Origin of the sequence: Duganella sp. S19_KUP01_CR8, from assembly GCF_036688705.1 — a bacterium.
Lineage (GTDB): Bacteria > Pseudomonadota > Gammaproteobacteria > Burkholderiales > Burkholderiaceae_D > Rugamonas.
In genome coordinates, this window is sequence record NZ_JAQQPR010000001.1 from 280,679 (window position 1) to 292,850 (window position 12,172).

A 12,172-nucleotide genomic window follows, 5' to 3' on the forward strand; every position below is an offset into this window, starting at 1 on the left:
TTATCCGATACTGATCGCGGCGCGTGATATATTGAATTTCCAATATATCAACACCTGAAGTGCCGCTACTGGCCTGAATTCTGCCGTTCGTGCCTTTCTTCGTGCAGCCGCAATTTTGCGCTTGCGCCTCCCCTCTCCAGTTTGTTCACGCAGGTATCCGACTATGTCCCAGGTATCGACTGCCCCATCGCAGGAATTCTCGAAAGCACTCACGGGCATTGTTGGCCTGAATGAAATGACCGATGGCGGCTTGCCGAGAGGACGGACGACCTTGCTCGCCGGCGGCCCCGGATCGGGCAAGACCATCCTGGCGCTGCAATTTCTGGTGCATGGCGCCCGCGAGTGTGGCGAACCGGGCATTTTTGTCGCGTTCGAGGAGACCTCGGAGCGCATCGTCGCCAACGCCCACGGATTTGGCTGGGATCTGCCCGCCTTGCAGGAAAACAAGGCCTTGTACTTTCTCAACGCCCAGCCCGCGCCCGACCTGGTACTGTCCGGCAATTTCGACCTGAGCGGCATGCTGGCGGCCCTGGAAGCCCAGGCCGGGGCGATGAAATCGAAGCGCATCGTGGTCGACGCGCTGGACATCGTGCTGGCCTTGCTGCCCGACGCCATGTCCAAGCGGCGTGAAATTTACCGCTTGCACGATTGGCTGCTGCGTCACGAAATGACGGCCATCATTACCGCCAAGACCGGCGAAGGGGCCGACAACCTCATGCCGCAGTCGTTCGGCTTCATGCAATTCATGGTGGATTGCTCCATCGTCCTGAATCACAGCGTCGTGCTGGGGGTGTCTCAGCGTAATTTGCGCATCCAGAAATATCGCGGTTCGGGCTTCGATGAAAACGAGTCGCCCTTCCTGATCAGCAAGCGGGGCTTCGAGGTGGCGGTCGCGCGCACGCTGGGCCATGTCGACGCCAACGTGACCAATGAACGGGTGTCGAGCGGTGTCGCGCGCCTGGATACCATGCTGGGCGGCGGCTACTACCGCGGTGCAAGCGTACTCATCACGGGTTTCCCCGGCACCGCCAAGACCACGCTGAGCGGGGCGTTCGTCGAGGCCGCCTGCCGGCGCGGCGAGCGCACCATGTTCGTCAGCTTTGATTCGGATGGATCCGAAGTGGTGCGCAATCTTTCCTCGGTCGGCATCAACCTCGATGACTACATCAAGAGCGGCTGCCTGAGCATGATTTCGGCGCGCACCATTACCGGCAGCGCCGAGACCTACCTGGTGCGCATCAAGATGATGGCGCAGGAGCACGGCGCGCGCTGCCTGGTGATAGACCCGGTCTCGACCCTGTCCAAATCGGGCAATGAATTGACCGCGCACAGCGTGGCGGAACGGCTGATCGACTGGTCCAAGGCGCAGGGCATCACGCTCGTGTGCACCAGCCTGCTCGACGAGATGTCAAGCCAGTCCGAAGGCGGCTCGCCGCTGCAGATCTCGACGCTGGCCGATACCTGGATCCACCTCAACTACCTGGTGCAGGCAGGGGAGCGCAATCGTGGCATGTCCATCATCAAGTCGCGCGGCACGGCGCACTCGAACCAGGTGCGCGAACTGATACTCAGCGATGCCGGCGTCACCCTGGCCGACACCTACAGCGCCGGCGGCGAAGTCCTGATGGGCACCATGCGCTGGGAAAAGGAAAGCGCGGAACGGGTGAATGCGGAACTGGCCGAAGTGGCGGCTCAACTAAAACAAGTCCAGCTCGACGCCGAGGAGGCGGAACTGGAAGTGCGGCTCAAATCCGTGCAGACCGAGCTGGTCGCCAAGCAGGTCGAGAAGGCGCTGTTGACCCGTACCATCGAAAGCCGGGAGCGCGAAGCGACGCGAGGGCGCAGCCGGATGGCGGAGCTGCGCGGCGCCGATCTCAACGTGGCGGGAAAGTGAGAACACATGGATTGCTCTTCCATCTACAAATTCCGCCTGTACGTGGCGGGCGACGCGCAGAATTCCGCGCAGGCCAGGGTCAATCTGCAGACGCTGTGCGACACCCATCTGGCGCAGCGCTACGAAATCGAAGTGATCGACGTCTTCCGCGAGCAAATGCGGGCGCTGGAGGATGGCGTCTTCATGACGCCGACCCTGCTCAAGCTGGAGCCGCCGGCCGCGCGCAGAATCGTCGGCACCTTGAATCAGACGGACGACGTGTTGCTGGCCCTCGGTTTGCCGCTCAAGTAGGGAGCCCGGACCGGCTGGAAGGTGGATAGCCATGGAAGTGACGAAACTGATCGCCACCCTGCACGAGTGCGTGGAGCGGCTGGAGCAGCTCACCGGCGGCGAGGTCGATTCGATCATGGATCAGCATGGCCGGCCGTTCCTGCTGCGGCGCGCGCAGGAGCAAATGCGCCTGAGCGAGACGTCGCGCCAGAACGTCATGCTCAACGCGCTGCCGGCGCACATCGCGATGCTCGGCGCCGATGGCGTCATCGTGTCGGTCAACGACGCCTGGCAGGGCTGCGGTGGCATGTCGGCCGTGCAGGCCCCGGGACACGCCGTCGGCGCGAATTATGTGCGGCTGTGCGAACAGGCCGGGGAGGCTGGCGTGGCCGAGGCGGGGGCGATCGCGGCCGGCCTGCGCGCCGTGTTGTGCGGCGCCCAGGCCAGCTATTCCACCCAGTATTCCTGCATGGCGGGCGGCCGCCTGGTCTGGTTTCTGTTGACCGTGTCGCCCTTGGCGGCGGCCTACCGCCAAGGCGCGGTGGTGATGCACATGGATATCACCGAGCAAAAGAAAGGGGAGGAAGACTTGCGGCGCTTCCGCACGGCGATGGATTTCACCGCCGACGGTATCTTCCTGCTGAACCGCAGCACCATGCGTTTTATCGAAGTCAACGACACCGCCTGTTCCATGAGCGGCTACAGCCGCCAGGAGCTCATGCACTTGGGACCGCCCGACCTCGGGGCCGGGCGTCCCGCCGAGCTTGCGGACCTGTACGATGCCCTGATTGCCAAGGGCACCAATGAAAGCGCGCTGACCCGCATACACCGCAAGGATGATTCTTGGCTGCACGTGGAAATTCACCGCCAGGCGCTGCGCTCCGGCGCCGATTGGATCATCGTTGCCGTGCTGCGCGACATCACCGAGCGCAGGCATGCCCAGCACCAGTTGCAGCATCAGGCGCACCACGACGGCCTCACGGGCTTGCCGAATCGTACGCTGTTCTACGACATCCTCGGCAAGATGCTGGGGCAGGCCGAACTCAACGGCTGGCTGCTCGCGGTGCTGTTCCTCGATCTGGACAACTTCAAGAACGTCAACGACACGCTGGGCCATTCGTGCGGCGACGAGCTGCTGATCCAGTTCAGCGACCGTCTTTCGCACTGCGTGCGCGTGCGCGACACGGTCGGCCGCCTGGGCGGCGACGAGTTCGCACTGATCGTCTTGATGCCGGATGGGAATAACACGGCCCCTGCCGTGGCCAACAAGATCCGCGAGGCGCTGCGTCCGCCCTTCGTGCTCGGCGGACACGAGGTGAGCATCACGGCCAGCATCGGCATCACCATGCACCCCAACGACGCCTCGACTCCGGAGGAGCTGATCAAGTACGCCGACACGGCGATGTACCAGGCCAAGCAGGCCGGGCGGGACACCTTCCGTTTCTTTACCGCGCAAATGAACATCGAGGTGCTCGCCAGGCTGGACTTGGAAATCGCGCTGCGCAAGGCGCTGGAGAACGACGAGTTCGTCTTGCACTACCAACCCAAGGTGCAGGCGACCAACGGGCGTATCGTCGGCCTTGAGGCCTTGTTGCGCTGGGAGCGACCCGGCTATGGTCTGGTTTCGCCGCAGATCTTCATCGGCGCGCTCGAGGAAACCGGCCTGATAGTGCCGGCCGGCCGCTGGGTGATCGACACCGCATGCCGCCAGATCCGTGCATGGCTGCGCTCCGATGTCGGCCCGATGAATGTCTCGGTCAACGTCGCGGGCCGCCAGTTCGCCGAAGGCGACCTCGAGGCCGATGTGATCGAGGCCTTGCGCCTGCACGAGGTGCCGCCGGACTTGCTGGAGCTGGAGCTGACCGAGAGCTCGCTGATGGCCAACACCGAGCGGACCATCACCACCCTGAAGAACCTGAAGCGGCTCGGCGTGCAGATATCGATCGACGACTTCGGCACCGGCTATTCCAGCCTGGCCTATCTGCGCCGCTTCCCCATCGATAAATTGAAGATCGACATCGCCTTCATCCGCGAAGTGACGAGCAATCCGGACGATGCCGCCATCGTGCTGGCCATTCTGGGCATGGCGCGCAGCCTGAAGCTCAATGTGATCGCCGAGGGCGTCGAGACGGCGGCCCAGCTGGCATTTCTGCGACGCCACCATTGCGACGAGATCCAGGGCTATTTGTTCAGCCGCCCGCTGCCGGTGGCGACCCTGGAGCCGTTGTTGCTGCAGGGGCTGCGCATGCAGTTGCCGGCGGCGGCCGAGAGCGTTCTGCAAAAGACGCTGCTGCTGGTCGATGACGATCCCAGTGTGCTGTCTTCGTTGCGGCGCCTGCTGCGCCTGGATGGCTACCGCCTGCTGTCGGCGGGATCGGCGGCTGAAGGGTTCGATTTGCTGGCCAAGCATGAAGTCCAGGTGATACTCTGCGATCAACGCATGCCGCAAATGAGCGGGACGGAATTTCTCGACCGCGTCAAGGAAATGTATCCGGACATCTTCCGCATTGTCCTGACCGGTTACACCGACCTGGAATCCATCGTGCAGGCGGTCAACCGGAGCGCGATCTACCGCTTCTACACCAAGCCCTGGGACAACAAGGTCCTGCGCGCCGACTTGCAAGCCGCATTTCGCCACTACAGCCTGCTGCACGACGTCGCACTGGCGGACAGTAGCGACCAAACCGACGCCGGCGCGCCGTCCTGAGCCTGGTGGTCGGGGTGAGAGGATTCGAACCTCCGGCCTCTGCGTCCCGAACGCAGCGCTCTACCAGGCTGAGCCACACCCCGGCTCTGGAATAATTACATCAGAATTTTGCGCATTTTTCAACCGTACACGAGTGACAAGACTTGCTCGTTATCAACCCATTTGTGACTAAATGCCAACGCCCGCCGCACGAATGGCAGGTTTCTTGCTTTGTAAAAAGATCAAGATGGTTAATATAGTTAAATATATTAATACGCATTATTTTGGGGCGGCGCCCTCACTGATATGGGAAGGTCTGGCATGAAGATACGGCAAAAGATGATGTGCAGCTCGGTGGCTGCGGCGATGGCGGTGATGGCGGGTCCGGCGTGGGCGCAGGTCAAACCGTCCGACGAGATCGAAGTGGTCAAGGTGACCGCGCAAAAGCGCAAGGAAGATCCGGCCAAGGTGGCGATGAGCATCACCGCCGTCACCGGCGCCCAGCTCCAGGCCGAGCACGTGAACGACTTCACCGACCTGACCCGCGTGGTGCCCAACATCTCTTTCACCGCCGCCAGCGGCAACGGCGGCGCCGGTCCCGGCACCGAGAACATCGAGATCCGCGGCATCAGCTCGACCGCCGGCGCGGCCACCGTCGGCATCTACCTGGGCGATGTCTCCATCACCGTCGGCAACGTCTACACCATGGGCACGGTGGAGCCGAAGTTCTTCGACATCGACCGCGTCGAAGTGCTGCGCGGGCCGCAGGCCACCTTGTACGGCGCCAGCTCGATGGGCGGCACCATCAAGTTCGTGCCGAACGAACCGGACCTGAAGGAGCGCGAGTTCAGCACCTACGGCGAGCTGTCCAACACCAAGGGCGGCAGCGGCAACTACGCGGCCAATATGGTGGCCAACTTCCCGCTGATACAGGACGAGCTGGCGTTGCGCATCGGCGTGCAGGCCCAGCACACGGGCGGCTACATCAACCAGGTCGACGGCGACGGCAACCAGCTGGCCAGCAACATCAACAAGCTCAGCGACCAGGAAATGCGGGTGGCGCTGAAGTGGAAGCCGATCCGTTCGGTGACGATCACGCCGTCGGTCTACTATCAGAAGGTGGATGCGAAAGACATCGCCGCCTTCAACCTGGACCGGCCTTTCTACCAGGCGCAGAAGCAGGTTCGCGAACCGTCCAAGGACACGCTGCTGACCCCCAGCGTGACCGTCAACTGGGACCTGGGCGCGATGGACCTGACCTCGGCCACCAGCTACTTCGAGCGCAAGTTCGACCGCACGCAGAACGGCTCGGCCTACAACAGTTATTCGCTGTCGACCTTCCTGACCTCGACCGAGGATGGCGGCAAGGCGCCGCCGGAACTGATCGCGGCGATCGCCGGCCTGCCGTCGGCGGTCTACCTGAACAACCAGGTGCGCCAGGTGTCGCAGGAATTCCGCCTGGCTTCGCGGCCGTACGATGCGAGCGTGTCGCCGTGGACCTGGCTGGCCGGCACCTACTTCTCCAACCAGCACACCAACGTCATCGAGAACGACCCGATCTTCGGCGTGACCGACACCTTCAAACGCTTCGGCTTCGACATCGCCGATCCTGACCTGCTGCCGGACGCGCGGGCCGGCCAGTTCCCGAACGATAACTCGTTCGCCGGCGCCTTCCACTTCCGCGAGAAGCAAAGCTCGATCTTCGGCGAGGTCAATTACTACTTCACGCCGACCGTGCACGCCACCGTGGGCGCGCGCTACCTGAAGGCCGATTCCACGCTGGACCAGCGCAACGGCAACTACCTGGCCGGCGCCGGCAACAACAGCAGCGCCGCCTCGTCGTCCAAGGCCTTCACGCCGAAGTACGCGCTGACGTGGGAAGTCAATCCGACCAACACCGTCTACACCAGCGTGGCCAAGGGCTTCCGCCTGGGCGGCAACAACATCTACGTGCCGCCGACCACCTGCTCGCAGGACCTGGAGGCGAACGGCCTGACCAAGGGCCCGGATTCGTATTCGGCCGACAGCCTGTGGAGCTACGAGGTGGGCAGCAAGTCGCGCTTCCTCAACAACCGCGTCACGGTCAACGCCGACGTGTTCTACGTGAAGTGGAAGAACATCCAGCAGGGCGTCTACCTGCCGACCTGCGCCTACACCTACAACGCCAACGCCGGCGACGCCACCAGCAAGGGCTTCGAGTTCGACATCAAGGCCAAGCCGCTGCCGGGCCTGACGCTGACGGCGTCGGCCGGCTACGTGAAGGCCGAGCTGTCCAACGACGAGGGCTCGCGCAACGGCGTGGTCGGCGCGGTGGCCGGCGCGCAGGTGCAGGGCGTGCCGAAATATAACGCCGCCTTCAACGCCACCTACAACTTCGCGGCGTTCGGCGACAAGAGCGCCTACGTGATGGGCGGCATGCAGTGGGTGGGCGCCAGCAAGGGCTCGCTCAATCCCGAGCAGACCGACTACGAGCGGCCGGCCTACCACAGCACCGACTTCAGCGCCGGCATGTCCTTCGACCGCTACAACGTGAGTGTGTTCATCAAGAACGCCTTCGATACCGACACGGTGATCCAGCATCCGCAGGTGGCGTCCATCGTGCAGGGCTACCGGCTGGCGCCGCGCAGCATCGGCGTGAGCGTGGCGGCGAAGTTTTAAGCGAGGACAGTAGGGGTATTATTTCGGTAACATTACTTTTATGATATTGTTAGTCTCTTATTAAAATTAGGGGATTAATAATGCGTGTGGTTCCTAAGTTGAGCATGGCGGTACTGGCAGTGGCGGCGTCGTTTGGCGCCCAAGCTGCCTCGTACTACGGTGAAATTCCAACCAATACCGAGTTGCGGGCCGGCGACTTTACCCAGTCGGGCGGCGAATACTGCCTGCTGCAGCAGGCAGACAGCAACCTGGTCGTCTACAAGCGTCCGCGCAGCAATACTTGCGATGGCGGCACGCCGATCTGGGCTACCTATTCCAGCGGCGCCACCAAGACCGTCATGCAGGCCGACGGCAACCTGGTGCAGTATGACGACGCCAACAACGTGAAGTGGGCCAGCAATACCGGTGGCCGGCCGGCCGGCGACTATCGTGCCGGCGTCCACGCCACCACCGGCAGCCTGCAGATCACGTTGTGGAACGGCAGTTCGGGGCAGATTATCTGGTCGTCGCCCAAGGACCCGAATCCAACCCCGACCACGCCGACCAATCCGCCGGGCACGACCTGTCCGGGCGGCGGCAAGGCGGAGCGCTATCTGGTCTGCGTGGGAGCGGGCAGCATGTCCCAGTTCACCTACAGCTTCATGGCCTGCAGCTCGACGCAAGCGCAGCTGCTGGCCTACCAGAATCACTGGGGCTGGGGTCCTTGCCGCTTCTGATGCCATCGGCATAGACTCGACGCTGTCCGTTTCGACGGGCGGCGTTTTTTTATTGGAGTGAATCCATGAAACCTTGGCTGCTCGTTGGCTTGCTGGCAGGACTGGCATACTATTTCTGGCCTGGTGACGAACATCCTGCCACCTCGTTGACCGCGCGGCGCGAGGCGACGGCGCCGGCGGCAGGCGCGCCTGCGCACGCCGCCGAGGTGCAGACCGCCAGCGGCGCGACCAACTGGTTGATGTCGCCGTTCGGCCGCGGCGCCGCCAGCGAGATCGATCAAGCCAAGTTGCTGGAAGAGCGCAAGCTGCGCATGAAGCAGGGCGGCTATTTCACGCCGGAAGAGTATTTCTCGCTGCCGCTGGCCGAGCTGAACCGGCGCGCCAAGGCCGGCGACCTGTACGCGATGCTGCAACTGGCGCAGCAGTACTACTATGAATCGGCGGCGTTGCAGTCCAGCGATGGTTTCGATACCGAGGCCAATCCAAAGGAGCTGGGCCGGCAGTATTTTGCCGATGCCGCCGTGGCGGGGCATATCCAGATCATTGCCGTGCTGGTGCAGCTGTACGACGCCGAGGGTGACGCCGGCAAGGCCTATGCGTGGGAACTGTTTGCCGGGCAGATGGGCCTGAAGCTGGCCGGCGGGCACGATCCCGACCAGCTGAGCCCGCAGGCGCGCGCGGAGGCGCAACAGTTGGCCGGCAAGCTGTTTGCCAAGGCGTCGCAGCCGACGGCGGCGCTGCTTCCCTATGCCGGCGGCGGGCAGTAAAGGCCGCTGCGGTGCGGCCGGCGTTTTCAGCGATAATGTTGCCTTTGAATTTCACGCAAAGGCAGCATCATGACCATCACGATTTATCACAACAACGCCTGCGGCACCTCGCGCAAGACGCTGGAAGCGATACGCGCCACCGGCGTCGAGCCGGAGATCGTCGATTACGTGAAGAGCCCGCCGTCGCGCGAGGCCTTGAAGGCGATGATCGCCAAGGCCGGCCTGAGCGCGCGCGCCGCGATGCGCGACAAGGGCGACCTGTACGACGAACTGGGCCTGGCCGACGCCACGCTGTCCGACGACGCGCTGCTGGACGCGATGATGGCCCATCCGATCCTGATCAATCGCCCGTTCGTGGTGACCGACAAAGGCGTGCGCCTGTGCCGTCCATCCGAGCTGGTGCTGGAACTGCTGTAATGATGCGGCCGCTGCGCTGGCTATTCCGGCTGATGCTGGCCGCCACCATCGCGGCGGCGCAGTTGGCGCAAGCGGCGCCAGTGCCGGCGGGTTGGGACTTGACGTTCAAGGCGCAGCGGGCCGAGGCGCCGCCGATCCGCAGCGGATGGAACGACACCTACAACCTGTATCAGGTCATCGACAAGCGCAGCTGGCAGATGCGCTATCTGCTGCAGCAGGTGCCGCTCGATAGCCTGGATGCGGCCGTATTCGTGCAAAGCACCTCGCATCGGCACGGCCTGTTCGTGCAGGGCGAGCGCGCGTATCTGATGCTGGAGCGCGGTTACTCGTCGTTCGACGTGCGCCCGGTCAATCCCGACGACGCGCGCCGCCTGATCCGGCAATACGCGCAGCACAACGGGCCGGCCACCTCGGCCAACCTGGCCTCGAACGACGCCATACATTGCACTCCCAAGGTCGCCAGCTCGGTGGTCAGCCTGGTCCTGGACGGCAAGGCCAAACAGTATTGGCTGTCCGGCGCGGACTATTGCGAAATACAGCTTGATCTGCTGGCGCCGCTCAAGGAAATGCTGTGCGGTATGCACTGCTACGCGAGCAAGATGGTCGACCTCTGGGCCGGGGCGCTCGAGCGCGACATCAAGAACCTGCCGGCCACCGGCCCGGTGACCGGCGCGGCGCCGGGCGACGCGCGCACCGGCCTGACGTCGCGCGCGCCGGTGCTGCGGGATGCGACCGCCGTATTGCGCGACGGCGGCACGCCGGAAGCCATGTGCTACCAGCTCAACCAGCTGCTGGACCTGCCTTCGCCGAGCGCAAAGGGCCGCGGCCGCGATTACAGGGATGGCGACGACGCGGAAATCACCGCCGCCGTGCTGGCGCTGCTGGGACGGCTCGATGCCAGTTGCACCTACATGACCGGCGCGCCCTTGCTGCACGTACTGGTCCGCCGCAGCGCGCCTGCCGTGGTCGAACTGGCGCTGCAGCGCGGCTTTCCAGTGAACCAGATCGACTACAACACGCCGCTCGACGAGGCGATTTTCGAGAAACGCGAGGACATCCAGCAAATCCTCAGGCGCGCCGGCGGCGTGCAGCACACCACGGCCGGCAAGTAAGCGCGGCCGCAAATAAAAACGGCGCCTGAGGCGCCGTTGTCGTTTAGTGCGTGCGGTGGACCGAGAAGTGGGCCAGCTGCAGCAGCGATTCCTTGTAGACGCTGTCGGGCAGGTCGGCGATCGCGGCGGATGCGCGCTCGGCCGCCGTCACCGCTTGCTGGCGCGTGTAGTCCAGTGCGCCGCTGGTGGTGATCGCCGCCAGGATGGTGTCGAAGTGCTGCTCGTCGCCCTGTTCGATGCAGCTGCGGACCAGCTCGCGCTGTTCCGGCGTGCCGTTTTCCATCAGGTAGATCAGCGGCAAGGTCGGCTTGCCTTCGCGCAGGTCGTCGCCGACGTTCTTGCCGATTTCATTGGCGTCGCCGGCGTAGTCCAGCACGTCGTCGATCAGCTGGAAGGCGGTGCCCAGCGAGCGGCCGTATTCGCCGGCCGCGTCGATCTGCGCGTCGTTGCAGCCGGAGATCAGCGCGCCCAGCTCGGCCGCCGCCTCGAACAGCTTGGCGGTCTTGGAGCGTATCACTTGCAGATAGCGTTCCTGGCTGACGTCCGGGTCGTGCATGTTCAGCAGCTGCAGCACTTCGCCTTCGGCGATGACGTTGGTGGCGTCGGACAGGATCTGCATCACGCGCATATTGTTCAGGCCGACCATCATCTGGAAGGCGCGCGAGTACAGGAAGTCGCCCACCAGCACCGAGGCGGCGTTGCCGAACAGGGCGTTGGCGGTGGCGCGGCCGCGGCGCAGCGACGATTCGTCGACCACGTCGTCGTGCAGCAGGGTGGCGGTGTGGATGAATTCCACCACCGCGGCCAGCTCGTGGTGCGCCGTGCCTTTATATGCGTAAGCGTTGGCCACCAGCAGGACCAGCACCGGCCGGATGCGTTTGCCGCCGGCGCTGATGATGTATTCAGCAATCTGATTGACGAGACTGACCTCGGAATGCAGTTTCTGGCGGATCACCGTGTTGACCGCGTCCATGTCGGCGGCGATCGTGTGGGCGATATTGTTTTGAGTGGCGTTTTGGGTAGCGGCAGACAAGGCGAACCTGTGCGGTAGACTATGGGTGCCGCGATTATACGTCATGCCCCCGCAGAGAGGGGGCATCGGCCCCTGTTCATGGCAACATGTTTGTCAAATATATAATCTGTACGCGGCAACAAAATAGTCGACATACCACGCCCGTCGGCATTTGTGAATAGTTTTTGACGCGAAATCCCATCCCATGTATAATCAGCGGTTCCCCGGTTTCCATGCCTGCCTCGCAAGGGTCTTTCAAGGATATCGGACGAAATTTTCTTAAACATTTGATGAGGTTTCAAATCATGTACGCGGTCATAAAAACCGGTGGCAAACAATACAAAGTTGTCGCTGGCGAAAAACTTAAAGTAGAACAGATACCGGCAGACATTGGTTCCGAACTCACCATCGATCAGGTCCTCGCCGTTGGCGAAGGCGAAAGCATCAAATTTGGTGCTCCTCTGGTTGAGGGTGCAAAGGTACTGGTTACTGTTGTGGCACACGGTCGTCACGATAAAGTGAAGATTTTCAAGATGCGTCGTCGTAAGCACTACCAGAAGCATCAAGGCCATCGCCAAAATTACACCGAAATCCAAATCGTATCGATCAACGGCTAATCGCCGTTTGCCCGAGAATTAGT

General features: G+C 63.0%; 10 protein-coding genes and 1 tRNA gene. 9 read left to right on the forward strand and 2 right to left on the reverse strand.

Features of this window, described 5'->3' with window-relative positions; genetic code table 11:
- Positions 1 to 163: 163 nt before the first annotated feature.
- Genes kaiC through V6M89_RS01285 form a run of 3 tightly spaced genes read left to right on the forward strand, consistent with a single transcriptional unit; the run spans position 164 to position 4,871 of the window.
- Positions 164 to 1,894 (forward strand): circadian clock protein KaiC, encoded by a 1,731-nt coding sequence (gene kaiC, locus V6M89_RS01275; protein WP_332851458.1) that lies wholly within the window; start codon positions 164 to 166, stop codon positions 1,892 to 1,894.
- A gap of 6 nt (positions 1,895 to 1,900) precedes the next feature.
- Positions 1,901 to 2,185: a circadian clock KaiB family protein gene (locus V6M89_RS01280; protein ID WP_332851459.1), complete on the forward strand. Its 285-nt coding sequence runs from the start codon at positions 1,901 to 1,903 to the stop codon at positions 2,183 to 2,185.
- A 31-nt stretch (positions 2,186 to 2,216) separates the two neighbouring features.
- Complete coding sequence (locus tag V6M89_RS01285) at positions 2,217 to 4,871, forward strand: EAL domain-containing protein (RefSeq protein ID WP_332851460.1); 2,655 nt, start codon at positions 2,217 to 2,219, stop codon at positions 4,869 to 4,871.
- Positions 4,872 to 4,877: 6 nt separating this feature from the next.
- On the opposite strand, the gene V6M89_RS01290 is transcribed toward V6M89_RS01285, so the two are convergent.
- Positions 4,878 to 4,954, reverse strand: a tRNA-Pro gene (locus tag V6M89_RS01290).
- A 217-nt stretch (positions 4,955 to 5,171) separates the two neighbouring features.
- Between V6M89_RS01290 and V6M89_RS01295 the strand changes: the two genes are divergently transcribed.
- The 5 genes from V6M89_RS01295 (at position 5,172) to V6M89_RS01315 (ending at position 10,520) form a co-directional block, all read left to right on the forward strand.
- Complete coding sequence (locus V6M89_RS01295) at positions 5,172 to 7,508, forward strand: TonB-dependent receptor (RefSeq protein ID WP_332851461.1); 2,337 nt, start codon at positions 5,172 to 5,174, stop codon at positions 7,506 to 7,508.
- Positions 7,509 to 7,612: 104 nt separating this feature from the next.
- The gene (locus tag V6M89_RS01300) at positions 7,613 to 8,224 is read left to right on the forward strand and encodes a hypothetical protein (RefSeq protein WP_332851462.1); all 612 of its coding nucleotides are present in this window, start codon (positions 7,613 to 7,615) and stop codon (positions 8,222 to 8,224) included.
- 65 nt (positions 8,225 to 8,289) lie between these two features.
- The gene (locus V6M89_RS01305; RefSeq protein WP_332851463.1) at positions 8,290 to 8,991 is read left to right on the forward strand and encodes a hypothetical protein; all 702 of its coding nucleotides are present in this window, start codon (positions 8,290 to 8,292) and stop codon (positions 8,989 to 8,991) included.
- 69 nt (positions 8,992 to 9,060) lie between these two features.
- Positions 9,061 to 9,408 carry an arsenate reductase (glutaredoxin) gene (gene arsC / locus V6M89_RS01310; RefSeq protein ID WP_332851464.1) on the forward strand — a complete coding sequence of 116 codons (348 nt, stop codon included), beginning with the start codon at positions 9,061 to 9,063 and terminating at the stop codon, positions 9,406 to 9,408.
- A complete protein-coding gene (locus V6M89_RS01315; protein ID WP_332851465.1) occupies positions 9,408 to 10,520 on the forward strand; it encodes a hypothetical protein in 1,113 nt (370 codons plus the stop codon). The genes arsC and V6M89_RS01315 overlap by 1 nt, the downstream gene beginning before the upstream one ends.
- Before the next feature lie 43 nt (positions 10,521 to 10,563).
- Here V6M89_RS01315 and ispB read toward each other — a convergent pair whose 3' ends face one another.
- Positions 10,564 to 11,553, reverse strand: a complete 990-nt coding sequence (gene ispB, locus V6M89_RS01320) for an octaprenyl diphosphate synthase (protein ID WP_332851466.1) — start codon at positions 11,551 to 11,553, stop codon at positions 10,564 to 10,566.
- 284 nt (positions 11,554 to 11,837) lie between these two features.
- Between ispB and rplU the strand changes: the two genes are divergently transcribed.
- Positions 11,838 to 12,149, forward strand: a complete 312-nt coding sequence (gene rplU / locus V6M89_RS01325) for a 50S ribosomal protein L21 (protein ID WP_008445658.1) — start codon at positions 11,838 to 11,840, stop codon at positions 12,147 to 12,149.
- Positions 12,150 to 12,172 lie beyond the last annotated feature (23 nt).

Coding starts and splice junctions, on each gene's coding strand:
- kaiC (WP_332851458.1), top strand. CDS start 164: ATGTCCCAGGTATCGACTGCCCCATCGCAGGAATTCTCGAAAGCACTC.
- V6M89_RS01280 (WP_332851459.1), top strand. CDS start 1,901: ATGGATTGCTCTTCCATCTACAAATTCCGCCTGTACGTGGCGGGCGAC.
- V6M89_RS01285 (WP_332851460.1), top strand. CDS start 2,217: ATGGAAGTGACGAAACTGATCGCCACCCTGCACGAGTGCGTGGAGCGG.
- V6M89_RS01295 (WP_332851461.1), top strand. CDS start 5,172: ATGAAGATACGGCAAAAGATGATGTGCAGCTCGGTGGCTGCGGCGATG.
- V6M89_RS01300 (WP_332851462.1), top strand. CDS start 7,613: ATGGCGGTACTGGCAGTGGCGGCGTCGTTTGGCGCCCAAGCTGCCTCG.
- V6M89_RS01305 (WP_332851463.1), top strand. CDS start 8,290: ATGAAACCTTGGCTGCTCGTTGGCTTGCTGGCAGGACTGGCATACTAT.
- arsC (WP_332851464.1), top strand. CDS start 9,061: ATGACCATCACGATTTATCACAACAACGCCTGCGGCACCTCGCGCAAG.
- V6M89_RS01315 (WP_332851465.1), top strand. CDS start 9,408: ATGATGCGGCCGCTGCGCTGGCTATTCCGGCTGATGCTGGCCGCCACC.
- rplU (WP_008445658.1), top strand. CDS start 11,838: ATGTACGCGGTCATAAAAACCGGTGGCAAACAATACAAAGTTGTCGCT.